Below are 13,430 nucleotides of genomic sequence, written 5' to 3'. Positions count from 1 at the left end.
AAAGCATGCTTAGAATATGCAATAAATGACACTATGATACATTGACATACATCAAGGTCAGAAAAAATGGAAACATTAGAACAAGCTCTTAGGAAACTGCCACTCTTTGCAGAAGTCCCTTCAGAGGTATTCCCAATACTGCTCACCGGTGCAATTGAAATGACATACCAAGCCAAAGAGATCATCATTGGTGAAGGCGAGTCTCCTTCTGGCTTGTATATTCTGCTCGATGGAACCGCGAAGCTTTATAAGAGCTCTCCTGACGGGAAAGAACAAACTCTTTTTGTTCTTAATAGTGGAGAGCCCTTTTGCTTATGTTCCACATTTCGCAAGAAGCCATTCCCTGTCACAGCTGCCGCCCCTACCACATGCCGAGTTGTTTCAATTACTAAACAAGCTTTCTTTACAGCTGCAGAAAAAGACAATGCGTTTTTATTCTCTATACTTCTTAAGGTGTCTGAACGCCTACGAGATGCAATGGAGCTTGCAGGGACCCTTTCATTGCAGGAAGTACCGCAACGTATTGCAACATTTATAACCAAGCTGGAATCAGAAAATGATTCTTCTGAAAATCAGCAGAATGTACGTTTGCCCATGTCTCACAAAGAATTAGCAAAAGTCATTGGAGCAACACCGGAAGCGCTTTCCAGAACGTTGAAGCGAATGAGCGATAAAGGAATGATTGCTATCGAAGGGCGCAACGTCCATATACTCGACAGAGAACGCCTTGAACAATGCGCAGAGATGGGCTTATAGACAGTAGACAATAACACTTTGATACAATTGAAAAACGTTAAGAAAAACTAAATCATAACAGTCCCAAGAAATATCTATTAGTCGAAATAAAAAAAAACTCCCGAGTAACATTATTACTCGGGAGTTTTTTTATTTTCTGTCTAACTTTGATTGCTACAGCCAATCAAAATAGTCTTTCCAAGAACCTTCATCCTGTTCACGAAGTATTTCTGCTTCCTGCTCTGTCTTTTTAAGGTAGGAAAGTCGAGCACGTTCTTTTACGTACTCCTGATAATCTGGAACATCTTTAAAGTTCTGCATCACATACTTATACCGTTCGTATGCAGAACCATAGTCCTCACGTCGCCAATAAAAGTCTGCAACAAAAACTTCATGAGCAGCCATCAACTTACGTGCACGCTGCATCAAAGCAGTAGCTTTTTCAGCATATTCGGTTCCAGGGAATGATTCCTTTAAGCGAGTAAGGTATTCATACCCTTCTGCAACGTTGTCCTGAGGACGGTCAATAGAAACAAAGCTTTCCAAGTTAGCATTACCAATCTGGAAAAGAACATACGGAATAGCTTTGTGTCTTGGGTGCAGCGACTCAAATTCCTTGTATGCATCAACAGCTAACAGGTAGTCGCCATCAAGGTAGTACGCATCTGCCAAAGAAAGTTCGGATTCGACAGCATACGGACTGAACGGATACTTATCTTTAAGTTTGTTGAAATAATCTTTTGCCTTTGCGTAGTTTTTATCACGCATGGCATCGTTACCCGCTTCAAAAATCTCCTGAGCGGTATCTTCAGGAGGTGGTAAGTAGAAGTAGTCAATAATACCGCAACCGGACAAAACACTTAACAGTGGAAGAATAACTAAGAAACGAAGCAGCGTTCTACGCATTGAGTTGTTCCAAGTAAAGGAAGGCAGAGTTTGCTGCAGTTGCACCATCACCAACCGCAGTAGTAACCTGACGACATTGTTTTGCTCTACAATCACCGGCAGCAAAAATCCCCGGTAAAGTTGTACGCATTTCAACATCAGTTAAAATGAAGCCTGTTTCATCTGTCTGCAACCCATCAGGCAACAACTCTTTGTTCGGTTCATAACCAACAAAAACAAACAGGCCATCTACTGGCAGCACTTGCTCTTCTTCTGTTTTCAAGTTCTTAATGAGTACCCCGGTCAAGCCGTTCTCACCATGCAGCTCTTTGACAATGGTGCTTTTAACAACTTCAATAACAGGAGAGGCTTTCACTTTTTCTTGATAATATTTTGCAGCGCGGAAGCCTTCCCGACGATGGATGAGATACAGTTTTTTTACCAACTTAGCCAAATAGAGGGACTCTTCTAACGCAGAGTTTCCACCACCGACTACAGCTACTGTTTGATTTCTAAAAAAGTTACCATCACACAAAGCGCAATATGAAACGCCCTTGCCTGTCAAAAATTCTTCATTAGGGAGACCAAGCTTTTTATAACGTGCACCAGTGCAAATGATAACTGAGCGAGCGATAATTTCATGCTCACCCACTTTCAGCTTGTTAGCACCCTGTGCATGCTGAAGAGAAGTAACTGGTTCAGTATAACGATCCAGTTCGTACCCTTCGAGATGCTCTGCAAAAACATCTGCGAGTTCGTACCCTTTAATCCCTTTCGGAAAGCCCGGGTAGTTCTCAACTTCCTCGGTCTGCAGAACTTGTCCGCCCGGCGTCAGCTTTTCAGCCATCGCCACTGTCACCCCCGACCTAAGAAGATAAAGGGCGGCCGTCATTCCAGCCGGACCGCCCCCGATTACAAAGCAATCGTATTTTTTCATTAGCCAAGAGCCTTCTTGGTAATCATATCCTGAATGCTGCTTTTAGAAACTGCGCCAGTTACCTGCTCGAGAACTTCGCCATCTTTAAAAAGAATGATGGTAGGAATAGCACGGATACCGTACTTGCTCGGAGTACCTGGGTTTTCGTCAACATTCATTTTTACGATACGAACCTGGCCTTCATACTCAGCAGCAAGCTCGTCGATTACAGGTCCCATAGCTCGGCATGGGCCACACCAAGGAGCCCAAAAATCCACCAACGCAGGAATCTTGGATTCGAGAATTTCAGCTTCAAAATTGCTATCTGTTACTTGAGCAGCCATTGTTCGCTCCTTTTTTACTAGATATTAAAAAGTTGGCCGATTAGCCATTACGTTCAGTACTCAGCAAATATCTACAGGAGGTTATATTTACTGAAAACTACAAATAGTAAGCCTGTAAGACAGTGTCAAGCGTGAGGCAGTTTTTACTTGCTCACCCCTTAATTTCTAACACAAACTATGCAGATAGTCCTGCGGAATCTTTCTACCACGCGGAATGGCATCTAAATCTAACCCGTGAGAGTATCCTTTCAAAATTAGCTGTTCGCCCATATATGCTACCATGGACGCATTATCAGTACACAAGTTAAATGACGGCAGCGTCAACGCAACATTGTTACTTTTCGCCAAGTCAGCCATTGTCTCACGAATCACGCTATTAGCAGCAACGCCCCCAGCAACGATGATACTGTTTATAGAGTCGCCCTGTTCTTTGCGCTGATCGATTGCACGTTGCATCTTTACACGCAACGTATCTGCAACAGTAAAGTTAAAAGATGCACATAGCTCAGCAAGCTCAGTCACATCACGTGTTCCATTAAACAACTCATCCACGTCATTAAGGCTTGGGAGCTTTAAGTGTGAATGTGCTTCAATGTACAAACTTAATGCAGTCTTTAACCCACTGAAACTAAAATTAAGATTTTTATTATCAAGGTACGGTCTGGTAAATCGCTTTTTATCCGGTGTAGCAAGCCTACCTAACTGGTCAATATACTTACCACCAGGATATGGCATATTCAACATTTTTGCGACCTTATCAAAAGCCTCACCTGCTGCATCATCCAACGTTTTACCAAGTTCAACAAAATCATCTGCAGAACGAATAAGATAAATCTGAGTATGCCCGCCAGATACAAGCAGCCCGAGAACCGGAAATTGAATATCCTGTTCAAGCCCTGCAGCCAAAAGGTGGGCATGCAGGTGGTTTACACCAATAAGCTTTTTACTTGTTCCGGCAACAAGTCCTTTTGCAAAACCAACCCCAACGAGCAGGCTTCCAAGTAATCCCGGACCTCGAGAAACTGCGACATTATCAATCTGTTCAGTATCTATACCTGTCCTGGCAAGCAAGGAATCGTATAGATAACCGATAAGTCGATAGTGCTCTCGAGAAGCAATCTCAGGAACTACACCGCCGAACAGTGCATGAATATCAACTTGTGTTGAAATAACACTATCTATAAGTTCCCCGTCCCGAACAAGCGCAAACGCTGTTTCGTCACACGAGGATTCAATACCTAAAGTGAGCATACAAATATTCCACAGATCATCAATGACAGCTAGTCTGCTGTCTTTCTTTTCTTTTTATAAATAGTAGCTACCGCTTCTACATCGTTCTTAGAACCGATGAAAAGAGGAACTCGTTCATGTAATTCTTCAGGCTGCAAGTCAAGAATGCGTGTTGTACCATCTGTTGCAGCACCACCAGCCTGTTCTGCGAGATATGCAAGAGGAGAAGCTTCACACAAATAGCGCAGCTTACCCTTTGGCTTCCCAGGGGTCCTGTAATCTGCAGGATACATATAAATCCCGCCATTCAGGAGGCCTCTATGGAAGTCTGCAACAAGAGACCCAATGTAACGCGCAGAATAAGGCTTACCTAACGGGTTATTATCACCTTTAAAATACTCAATAGCTTCACGGGTCGCATCATCCCAGTACTTATAGTAGCCTTCATTTACAGAGTATACCTTACCCTGCTCTGGGATACGCAAGTTTGGATGAGAAAGCAAAAATTCGCCAACACTCGGGTCAAGAGTAAAACCATGCACACCGTCACCGGTAGAGTACACGAGCATAGTTGACGGCCCGTACAGGAAGTAGCCAGCTGCAACCTGCTCAACACCACTTTGTAAAATATCAGCCAACGTAACGTCATTATTTGTAGGAGACTTGCGACGCAAAATTGAAAAAATAGTACCTACATTTACGTTAACATCAACATTGGAAGAACCATCAAGCGGGTCAAAAATAAGAATATATTCACCTTGCTTAAACTGCTGAGGAATACGGATAAAATCTGCATTTTCTTCTGAAGCAATTGCACACAGAACCCCAGTACGTTCCATACGATGAATAAGAACGCGGTTAGCGTACGCATCTAATTTTTGTACCTGTTCGCCCTGAACATTAATTTCGCCAGTCGCACCCAAAATATCAAGTAGACCGGCTTTGTTCATTGTTTTAGATATTGTTTTTGCAGCCAAAATGAGATCATAAAAAAGTGCAGTAAATTTACCGGAAGCATCAGGAGTCTCTGTTTGATGCAATAATAAATGTTCAGTAACGGTTACTTGGCGCATGGGAATTACTCCTAACTATCTATGAATAAAAATCAATTTATTCATACTACAATGGAACTGGGATTTGTCAATTACCCGATAAATATAATATGACTCAGCTGTAGGGCTTTGAGTTTGTTACTCACTATTCTCCCGACACAAAACGGGTACCTGTACTGATGAAATCAATGCAGGTACCCTTTCTTGTTATTATGCAGGATGAAAGTTTGCTCTATGCATATTACCTTATAGAGTCAAACAGTTTGTTTAAAGTCATAAAGACTAAGTAGGTTACCGACTAGCTTGCAGGCTCTTCAACCGGAACAGTGGCTGCAGTGCCGAAGACAATTGGAATACTACCGACGTAACGCACAAGCCATGTATAGGAGTTACCGCTGTCTTCAAAAGCACCATAGCTTTCTTCACCAAGCATTTTTTCCCAGTTAATTTGTGCAAACGGTGTGCGTTCAAACTGGTACTTACCACTCCACAATACTTTTTCTCCAGCAAGCACAATGAGCTTATCAGGATTCGGACAAAGCTCAACCAGGCTACGTGCATCAAAATGTGCAACTACAAGCCCTTTCATTTCGTTATCAACAAAAAAAGGCATCGCAACATATGCTTCATTACCAAGCGGAGTTTCGTCAACATAGCCGCGCAGCTTACGGAATCCATAGTCTTTATTTTCATCAAGCAGCGGAGCAAAATTAAGAGGCTTCATACTTACAGCAGGACGCTGCATAAGCACGTTACCTTCAAGATTTACAACTGCAATGCCAGAAAGCCATGGGAAACGCTGCATAGTTGCATCAATCCATGCGAGATCTGGTAATACATCTTTGGCATCAATTACACGAACAAATTTTTCTAGCTCTTCTCCAATCGGGGTATACATAGCAGCCAGATTCTCTTCAGCTGCATTAGCATCTACTTCAGCAAAATCAAGTTCAGCAGGGGTATTCAAATATGTGTTGTAGTACCCTTTAGTCTCACGCCATGTATTATTAACGCTTTGTTTGCAACCAGTTAATAAGAGCAGCAGCGCGCATAAAGCTACACTACATCTCAATGAATAATGCAATGCTATCTCCTGAAACGATCGTGGAAAAAATCATGAGGCTCTGGCTTCTAAACGTTCTGCAAGTGCTTCAAGCGTATGAACAATCCTGTCCTTGCTTGTAACAACTTCAGTATCTTCCGGCACAAAATTCTTTTTATCTGCCAGAATCTTTGCTCGAAGCTCAGTAATATTCTCAAGCTCTTCCCTACTTGTTACTTGCTCTGTGAGTTCATCACAGATTTCGAGAGCACCTTTCAGATCGCCTTGGTCAGCAAGAATTTGCGCCATAGATAACGTGCGTTCTGAAATTGACTCCCCCCCTTCCATGCTTCCGCTAAAAACAGGGTCCTGTTTACGTATAAGCGGTATTTCACCCTCTAGTTCGGCTAAACTTTTCAATTGAGAAACATCTTGAGGCGAGACAGTAGACGCAACCGTTTCCGCAATTTCTTCTACCGATGGCATAACATCATCGGCAGATAACGGTTCACGACCTGATGGAGCTTGTTGTTTCCGTTCTAGCTGAGACGCAACAAACGTATCTGTATTATCTTCCAGACAAGCCTGAAGCCCTCTGTCTATAACATCACGCCAAGTGATAGGTGTTTCTTCAAATGCTGCAGCAAGAAATGTCATTGCAAGAGCTGCATCTTGAGATCCTGGTTCAGCAGCAAGTAAGTCTGCCCAGATTTTCCAAAACTTCGGGTAGCGCTTCAGAATTTCTCCAAGCGCGCCAAGCTCTGTATTAATCTGGTCAAAATCTTCAACTCGCTCAAGACAGTTTAACAAAAGCAAACGAGCTTCAAAGTGCTCAGGATGCCTCTCTAATCCTGCTTTGAGAACAGAGACAGCTTCAATAAGATCCCTCTCTTTTACAAGAAGACGCGCAAGAGGAAAGAAGACCTTAGAACCAGGATCGAGTTCCAATACTTCCTTATACCACTTGATCTTTGCTTGAATCATTCATGTACTCCAACAGGAATCTTTATTTTGCTATCTGGAAAAATATATAATATTTCACTGCTCTTAACAAACCCAAGACGCGCTCTTATAATTTTTTCCACGTAATCAGAGTCATTCTGCAAAAGGCGTATTTCATGACTCAGCATATACGCTTTTTCGTCAAGCATATCTTGCTGTTGGGTAAAAGCATACGTATCAGCTTTAAGAGTCTGATAATTACGCAATCCGTTATCACTCATTAACAAATAAGCAACCAATGTAAGATTGAGCAAGACTGATAAAGCCAGCAAAGTTCGTTTTACTAACATCGCTATTGTAAAAAACGTCGCTTTTCAGCAGTAACCTTTAGATGTGACATTGGGAGTTGTAGCTCTTCCAAGAAGTTAGCAGTTGCAGTTTCAATACGTGCAACATCATCTTCAACCAGCTCCATCTCATTGATTCGCTCGATTAGCATTTTTAACATGCCAAACTCATCCCGCAAATCATGACTTAACTCAATGTCATCAAGATCAGGTTCCAGCTCAAGAATTGTATGCAGGCAATTGCGCAACCTGCTTTTCAATTCTTCAAGTTCTTTCATGTATTATCCTTGCGAGTCTAACATAAAAGGGACGTACCTTCTGTCGAATACCTCAGCAGAATTTCTATTGTTGCTCGTCCTGCTGCAACCAGTTTTTGTAAAAACCGAAAAGATAATTTCCGCCAGAAAATACAGTCAGGACCAGTGCAATGTAAAGAAGTATTTCACCAATAACGGCAACATCATACCCAAACAAAGGGTAGTGAATGATCATAGGTGAAAGTGCAAGCATTTGTAATACGGTTTTCATTTTCCCGTACTTATCCGCCGCAATAACAATACCTTCATCTGCAGCCATTGCTCGCAACCCAGTTACAATAAGCTCTCGACAAATAATTGTAATAACAACCCAAGCTGGAGCCCATCCCAGTTCTACAAGCATGATAAGTACTGAACAGATCAAAAGCTTGTCCGCAAGCGGATCAAGGAATTTGCCAAAACTTGTCACCATGCCTTCACGACGGGCAATAAAGCCGTCTATCAGGTCTGAAAAAGAAGCAAGGGAAAAAAGAAAAAATGCAAGTAAACATGTTGTCTTATTAGGGAAGTACAAAAGTACTACCACAAAAGGAACCAACAACACTCTGAACATGGTAATCTTGTTCGCCAAATTAAACATGTGTGCTCTACCTCTAGCTGGTTTATTCAAGATAACGCTGTGTACCACAGTTCATACAAGGTGCAAAGACTGCTACGACAGCAAATTATAATATATTGATACCATCTAAGGTTATTTAAAGTATTTTTTCGACTTTTACATAAAAAAACCATGACGAAAACCGTCATGGTTTTTATTTTACGACAACTGAGTACCGTGCTTTAACTGTCAGCGTTAAGAATTATCTGAAGAAACAGACTCAAGACTACAGTCTAACGCTTTCACAATATTATCTGCAAGATTCAAGAACGCACGCTTTGCAGCAGTTTCTTCTTCAAGCATTACCACCGGAATGCCTCTGTCAGCAGCCACTACGGTTGCAGGATCGAGCGGGATACCACCAAGGAATTCAAGGCCGTATTTTTCAGCAAGTTCTTTACCGCCGCCCTTTTTAAAGAGCTCGATCTCCTCGCCACAGTGCGGACAAGAAAGGCCACTCATATTTTCTACTACACCGAGAACGCTAGCCTTTGCGTACTGAAGGAAGTTAACCGCCTTACGCACGTCTGCAAGGGAAACCTCCTGCGGAGTAGTAACTACAACTGATGTAGCATCCGGAATAGTTTTCAGAACCGTCATGTGTTCATCACCAGTGCCCGGAGGGGAATCGATGAGCAGAAAATCAAGCTCACCCCAGTTCACATCAGAAACAAACTGGCGGATTGCTGCTGTTTTTTTAGGACCACGCCATAACACTGCAGTGTCCTTATCTTTCAACAGGGAATCCATGGAAACAACATATAAATTGTCGTTAACCTTCGCTGGGTTCAGTAAACCACCGCGATCAGCTTCCAGACCAGTATCCTTAACACCAAGAAGGCCAGGAATACTTGGACCATGGATATCAACATCAAGAATACCTACTTTAAACCCCTTAGCAGCAAGTGCCGCTGCGGTGTTAACGGTAACGGAGCTTTTACCCACTCCACCTTTACCGCTCATAATGAATAACTTGTGGCGGATCTTATCCAGCGTACAGTTAATCATCTCATCTTGAATATTCTTTTTTGGGCTCGCTTTAATCTCTTTCCCTGGAGCAAATTCCTTGGAAGAGGAGCAACCGCTGCAAGAAGACATATTTGCAACTCCTTATATTTAATGGCTAGATAAGCAGTTCATCCGATCAGTCAAGCTGTCGACTCGAGAAATTAGCCATTAGAGAAATTTTAAAACGACAAATCCGGCAATACCAAGCACAAGTGCAGCGAGTAAAACAAGATCAAAACGCTTTTCCAAAAAGTACCGTGCCCGTTCGCCAAACACATAAATAAGACCGGCAATAGCAAAAAAACGCATACTACGGCTTACGACTGAAGCGAAAAGGAAGATACCGAAATTAACCTTAAAAGCACCGGCAGAAAGAGTGCATAATTTATACGGAACAGGAGTTAGCCCCGCGGCAGCAACAGCCCATGCGTTGTAAGTGTCGTACCAGTCTTTAATGGCTACATATTCATTGGATAAATTATAGAAACGAACAATCGGCATCCCTACGTAGTCCATGAAATTATATCCAATATAATAGCCGACTATTCCCCCGAGCACTGACGCTGCCGTGCATATTGTTGCAAAAAAAAATGCCTTTTTACGCTGAGTAAGCGCCATTGGAATCAGAAGCAAATCAGGAGGAAGAGGAAAAATGATGGACTCTGTAAAAGCAACGATTGCCAGTGTCCATTTAGCTTTAGGAGATAGAGCAGATCTTGAAATCCAGTCCATCACCTTAGACATCAACTTCATTAAGTTACCACCCGTGTGCACCCACCAAATCTACGAAAGCTACACTGGCCAGCTTTTCCAGAGTGATGTCACCGTTATTTTTTCGTATTCGTACAAGCTGTTGCATTCGTTTCATACGCCCGACAGGCAACACAAGAATTCCTGGATCAGCCAGTTGATCAACGAGAGGTTTAGGAATTTCGGGCCCTCCTGCTGTGACCATGATTCGATCAAATGGCGCTTTCTCCGGCCAGCCAAGAGTACCATCGTCTAGTTTAAACTGAACTCCAGTATAACCAAGCTCAGCAAAAAGCTTTCCCGCAGCAGTGTGTAATTCAGGAATACGCTCGACAGAATAAACCTGTAAGCCCATTTCACAAAGTACAGCAGCTTGATAGCCGGAACCGGTGCCAATTTCAAGCACACTCATCCCAGGTTCGGCTTCTAATGCCTCTGACATAAGGCCAACGATGTATGGCTGAGAGATAGTCTGTCCATAGCCTATTGGCAACGCGTTATCATCATAAGCACTAAGCCGCAGGGCTTCCTGAACAAACTTATGCCTTGGCACAGTCCGCATTGCGTTTAACACGTTCGGATCAGTGATATGTCGCCTTTCAAGCTGGTCACGAACCATTCTCTCTCTATTGCGCTTCAAATCGTTCGGCAAAATAAGATTCCTTTAACGTGAAATAGTATAGTCAGAAAAACAAGCAGACGTTACACTGAATTCAATATCTGTTCGGCTTGAGAAGCAGATTTTTCTTCACAAGTCAACCGTCACCAAGGTTTAACGCTCTGCAACACCATATGAACATTGTGTAAATTAGAAATCAATGGAGACCATTATGCTTCATGTACAAGACCTGATGTCCACCAATATGTTCACACTCAAAAAATCTGACTCTTTAATGGCTGCCAAGTCACTAATGGAACTGGCACGTATTCGTCATATCCCTGTCATTGAGGAAGGAAACATTTTTGTCGGCCTTATAACCCACAGAGACATTTTATCTTCTACCCTATCAAAATTAGCAGATATTGGCAGAGATGAGCAGGATGAAATTGAGGCGTCAATCCCTGTATCAGAAATCATGCGAGATGATGTCTATACAGTAGCTCCGGATGCGAGCCTTAGAGACGCAGCCGAGCTTCTTCTAAACCATAAATACGGCTGCCTGCCTGTTATAGAAAAAGACATGCTTGTAGGAATCATAACAGAGGCTGACTTTTTACGATTAACGATTGAGTTAATGGATGCGCTAGATACGTAAAACACACATTACGATATGAATAGCAGCTGATTCTTTGACTTGTTAGATTCGGTAGATCTAGGTACAGTCTCATCGGCTGCTGCGCTTTTCCACTTTATGGAACATTGAGTATTTCTTTTACTCAACTCTCATTGGCGCATCCACAAATATCATGAAGTAGTCAATTTTTTTGATTTATGGTTAGATTTAACCATAGTGTCATCGCACGCCTTAGCATGGTTGCAACGACACCTATCAAAAACCTGTTCTAGGAAATCTTAATTATTACCCCATTCCATCACATTAACGTTGTATAAGGGACTGCTCATGGCGAGCCTTAAAAAAACATTCTTTTTCATTGTATTCTTATCCCTCATTTGCGGCGGTACGATTGCCGGCTGGCTTTTATTTAAAGACCAGCAAGGCCCAATCGTTGCAGTTGATAAAGAAAATGCTCGAGTTAACAAAAACAGCACCGTCACTCTTTCGCTACACGATGTTACTTCTGAGCTTAAAAATCTTTCCATTGCGGTTCGTAAAAATTCCAAAAATATCCCGTTGTACTCTACTGACTTTGAGCCGGGAAGAAAATCAATCACACTTAATATTCCTCTTGCAAATGCGAATGTTTCCGATGGCGCATTTGAAATGATCATTACAGCGACTGACACCTCTCTCGCAGCCTTTGGCAAAGGGAACACCACTCGCAAAATTGTTACAATGAGAATGGATAATACTCCACCAAGTGTTACCATAAAATCACTGCCGCCAAACATTTGGCAAGGTGGTACTGGTGTAATTGCTTACACTGTATCTGAGCCTGTAGACACTTCAGGCGTAAAAGTTAACGACATCTTCTTCCCAGGCTATAAACAAGCAGACGGCACATACATCAGCCTTTTTGCTTTCCCTCATGATATAGAGAGAAAAGACTATACCCCTACTGTATTCGCAATGGATGTTGCTGGTAATATCTACAACCAGCCGTTCGCCATCAATCCTCTCTCCCGCAAATTCCGTCATGATAAAATTCGCTTAAGTGATCGTTTCTTGAATAGTGTAATGCCTGCCTTTAACAAAGACACTCCAGAGGCAAAAACAAACCTTGAACGTTTTCTTACGGTGAACAGAAAAATCCGCAAAGAAAACCGCGCAGCTCTTATCAAAATTGGTCGCCAAACATCTTCTTCCATTTTATGGAAAAGCAAGTTCATGCGTTTCCCTAACTCCGCAACTCGTGCAGGATTTGGTGACCGCAGAAGCTACATTTACAACGATAAGGTAATTGACCAACAAACACATTTAGGCCTCGACCTTGCTTCCCGTAAACAATCTCCAATTCCTGCGGCAAACAAAGGTACTGTTGTTTACACAGGGAACCTCGGAATTTACGGAAATGTTGCTATCATTGATCATGGCCTTGGATTGCAAACATTGTATGCGCATATGACTGAAATCAAGACAACTGTCGGTTCTGTCGTAAGCCAGGGAGATATCATCGGTATATCCGGCTCGACTGGAATGTCCGGTGGAGACCACCTCCACTTTGGCGTCATAGTTTCTGGTATTCCAGTAACTCCTGTCGAGTGGTTCGATCCTCGTTGGATTCAGTACAACATTACGGACAAACTCAATTTTAACTAGCCATTAAATAATCATCAAAAGCCCGTGTAGTTTTTTACACGGGCTTTTTTATTTGTGCACTAACCATTGATCATGACATATTAAAGCCCTATGAGATACACAATGCTTTTTGCTGTTTCTCCTTGAAGCTTATGTGGTTATTGAAATAACGGGCTTAGATTTTTTCCCCTTTCTTTCATAAGGGGGTCAGTTTGACCTTTGTGATTATGTTAACTTGTAATAAAGACACCATTATGCTTGCTCAAATCTAAAACTCATGGTGCATTACCATAGTTTGCTTGTCTCGCTTCATCATAACCAGCAACACAAAATGAGTTATTAAAAAATTGGAACGTCAAATAGTTATGATAAGAGCTTCGAAATATCATACGTATGATCGCACAAC

Annotated in this window: 16 protein-coding genes; 3 read left to right on the top strand and 13 right to left on the bottom strand. The window is 42.3% G+C overall.

Annotated features, from left to right (window positions below; genetic code table 11):
* Positions 1 to 66: 66 nt before the first annotated feature.
* Entirely contained in the window at positions 67 to 756 is a 690-nt protein-coding gene (locus BUR09_RS03600; RefSeq protein ID WP_074215565.1) for a Crp/Fnr family transcriptional regulator, read from the top strand.
* Between the two features lie 153 nt (positions 757 to 909).
* On the opposite strand, the gene BUR09_RS03595 is transcribed toward BUR09_RS03600, so the two are convergent.
* From BUR09_RS03595 to BUR09_RS03535, 13 genes are all read right to left on the bottom strand, one after another.
* A complete protein-coding gene (locus BUR09_RS03595; protein ID WP_074215564.1) occupies positions 910 to 1,641 on the bottom strand; it encodes an outer membrane protein assembly factor BamD in 732 nt (243 codons plus the stop codon).
* On the bottom strand, positions 1,634 to 2,557 hold the full coding sequence (gene trxB, locus BUR09_RS03590; RefSeq protein ID WP_074215563.1) for a thioredoxin-disulfide reductase: 924 nt from the start codon (positions 2,555 to 2,557) through the stop codon (positions 1,634 to 1,636). The genes BUR09_RS03595 and trxB overlap by 8 nt, the downstream gene beginning before the upstream one ends.
* A complete protein-coding gene (gene trxA, locus BUR09_RS03585; protein WP_020001787.1) occupies positions 2,557 to 2,880 on the bottom strand; it encodes a thioredoxin in 324 nt (107 codons plus the stop codon). Before trxA ends, trxB begins: the two co-directional genes overlap by 1 nt.
* A gap of 165 nt (positions 2,881 to 3,045) precedes the next feature.
* The gene (tsaD, locus tag BUR09_RS03580; RefSeq protein WP_074215562.1) at positions 3,046 to 4,131 is read right to left on the bottom strand and encodes a tRNA (adenosine(37)-N6)-threonylcarbamoyltransferase complex transferase subunit TsaD; all 1,086 of its coding nucleotides are present in this window, start codon (positions 4,129 to 4,131) and stop codon (positions 3,046 to 3,048) included.
* Positions 4,132 to 4,160: 29 nt separating this feature from the next.
* Positions 4,161 to 5,183, bottom strand: coding sequence for a class 1 fructose-bisphosphatase (gene fbp, locus BUR09_RS03575; RefSeq protein WP_074215561.1), 1,023 nt, complete (start codon positions 5,181 to 5,183; stop codon positions 4,161 to 4,163).
* Between the two features lie 277 nt (positions 5,184 to 5,460).
* A complete protein-coding gene (locus tag BUR09_RS03570; RefSeq protein ID WP_074215560.1) occupies positions 5,461 to 6,246 on the bottom strand; it encodes a hypothetical protein in 786 nt (261 codons plus the stop codon).
* 30 nt (positions 6,247 to 6,276) lie between these two features.
* Positions 6,277 to 7,188, bottom strand: coding sequence for a tetratricopeptide repeat protein (locus BUR09_RS03565; protein WP_074215559.1), 912 nt, complete (start codon positions 7,186 to 7,188; stop codon positions 6,277 to 6,279).
* Positions 7,185 to 7,496 (bottom strand): FtsB family cell division protein, encoded by a 312-nt coding sequence (locus BUR09_RS03560; RefSeq protein WP_074215558.1) that lies wholly within the window; start codon positions 7,494 to 7,496, stop codon positions 7,185 to 7,187. Before BUR09_RS03560 ends, BUR09_RS03565 begins: the two co-directional genes overlap by 4 nt.
* Positions 7,497 to 7,498: 2 nt before the next feature.
* Positions 7,499 to 7,771 carry a hypothetical protein gene (locus BUR09_RS03555; RefSeq protein WP_074215557.1) on the bottom strand — a complete coding sequence of 91 codons (273 nt, stop codon included), beginning with the start codon at positions 7,769 to 7,771 and terminating at the stop codon, positions 7,499 to 7,501.
* A gap of 64 nt (positions 7,772 to 7,835) precedes the next feature.
* Complete coding sequence (gene pgsA / locus BUR09_RS03550; RefSeq protein ID WP_074215556.1) at positions 7,836 to 8,390, bottom strand: CDP-diacylglycerol--glycerol-3-phosphate 3-phosphatidyltransferase; 555 nt, start codon at positions 8,388 to 8,390, stop codon at positions 7,836 to 7,838.
* A gap of 213 nt (positions 8,391 to 8,603) precedes the next feature.
* Entirely contained in the window at positions 8,604 to 9,506 is a 903-nt protein-coding gene (locus BUR09_RS03545) for an Mrp/NBP35 family ATP-binding protein (protein ID WP_074215555.1), read from the bottom strand.
* Between the two features lie 78 nt (positions 9,507 to 9,584).
* Positions 9,585 to 10,169: a YqaA family protein gene (locus BUR09_RS03540; protein ID WP_245796691.1), complete on the bottom strand. Its 585-nt coding sequence runs from the start codon at positions 10,167 to 10,169 to the stop codon at positions 9,585 to 9,587.
* Positions 10,170 to 10,173: 4 nt separating this feature from the next.
* On the bottom strand, positions 10,174 to 10,818 hold the full coding sequence (locus tag BUR09_RS03535) for a protein-L-isoaspartate(D-aspartate) O-methyltransferase (RefSeq protein ID WP_084539309.1): 645 nt from the start codon (positions 10,816 to 10,818) through the stop codon (positions 10,174 to 10,176).
* Between the two features lie 178 nt (positions 10,819 to 10,996).
* Between BUR09_RS03535 and BUR09_RS03530 the strand changes: the two genes are divergently transcribed.
* Both BUR09_RS03530 and BUR09_RS03525 read left to right on the top strand, forming a co-directional pair.
* Positions 10,997 to 11,422, top strand: coding sequence for a CBS domain-containing protein (locus BUR09_RS03530; RefSeq protein ID WP_074215554.1), 426 nt, complete (start codon positions 10,997 to 10,999; stop codon positions 11,420 to 11,422).
* A gap of 306 nt (positions 11,423 to 11,728) precedes the next feature.
* Positions 11,729 to 13,045, top strand: a complete 1,317-nt coding sequence (locus tag BUR09_RS03525; RefSeq protein ID WP_074215553.1) for a peptidoglycan DD-metalloendopeptidase family protein — start codon at positions 11,729 to 11,731, stop codon at positions 13,043 to 13,045.
* Positions 13,046 to 13,430: the final 385 nt, after the last annotated feature.

The sequence above is a fragment of the Halodesulfovibrio marinisediminis DSM 17456 genome (assembly GCF_900129975.1).
In the GTDB taxonomy this organism is placed as follows: Bacteria; Desulfobacterota; Desulfovibrionia; order Desulfovibrionales; family Desulfovibrionaceae; genus Halodesulfovibrio; species Halodesulfovibrio marinisediminis.
The sequence above is the reverse complement of the archived record's forward strand: the minus strand, read 5'-3'. Positions and strand labels throughout refer to the sequence as shown.

What these genes read in the sequence shown, in the direction of transcription:
- BUR09_RS03560 (WP_074215558.1), bottom strand. Translation starts at nt 7,496, where the DNA reads ATGTTAGTAAAACGAACTTTGCTGGCTTTATCAGTCTTGCTCAATCTT.
- trxB (WP_074215563.1), bottom strand. Translation starts at nt 2,557, where the DNA reads ATGAAAAAATACGATTGCTTTGTAATCGGGGGCGGTCCGGCTGGAATG.
- BUR09_RS03530 (WP_074215554.1), top strand. Translation starts at nt 10,997, where the DNA reads ATGCTTCATGTACAAGACCTGATGTCCACCAATATGTTCACACTCAAA.
- pgsA (WP_074215556.1), bottom strand. Translation starts at nt 8,390, where the DNA reads ATGTTTAATTTGGCGAACAAGATTACCATGTTCAGAGTGTTGTTGGTT.
- BUR09_RS03545 (WP_074215555.1), bottom strand. Translation starts at nt 9,506, where the DNA reads ATGTCTTCTTGCAGCGGTTGCTCCTCTTCCAAGGAATTTGCTCCAGGG.
- trxA (WP_020001787.1), bottom strand. Translation starts at nt 2,880, where the DNA reads ATGGCTGCTCAAGTAACAGATAGCAATTTTGAAGCTGAAATTCTCGAA.
- BUR09_RS03540 (WP_245796691.1), bottom strand. Translation starts at nt 10,169, where the DNA reads ATGAAGTTGATGTCTAAGGTGATGGACTGGATTTCAAGATCTGCTCTA.
- tsaD (WP_074215562.1), bottom strand. Translation starts at nt 4,131, where the DNA reads ATGCTCACTTTAGGTATTGAATCCTCGTGTGACGAAACAGCGTTTGCG.
- BUR09_RS03565 (WP_074215559.1), bottom strand. Translation starts at nt 7,188, where the DNA reads ATGATTCAAGCAAAGATCAAGTGGTATAAGGAAGTATTGGAACTCGAT.
- BUR09_RS03525 (WP_074215553.1), top strand. Translation starts at nt 11,729, where the DNA reads ATGGCGAGCCTTAAAAAAACATTCTTTTTCATTGTATTCTTATCCCTC.
- fbp (WP_074215561.1), bottom strand. Translation starts at nt 5,183, where the DNA reads ATGCGCCAAGTAACCGTTACTGAACATTTATTATTGCATCAAACAGAG.
- BUR09_RS03555 (WP_074215557.1), bottom strand. Translation starts at nt 7,771, where the DNA reads ATGAAAGAACTTGAAGAATTGAAAAGCAGGTTGCGCAATTGCCTGCAT.
- BUR09_RS03600 (WP_074215565.1), top strand. Translation starts at nt 67, where the DNA reads ATGGAAACATTAGAACAAGCTCTTAGGAAACTGCCACTCTTTGCAGAA.
- BUR09_RS03595 (WP_074215564.1), bottom strand. Translation starts at nt 1,641, where the DNA reads ATGCGTAGAACGCTGCTTCGTTTCTTAGTTATTCTTCCACTGTTAAGT.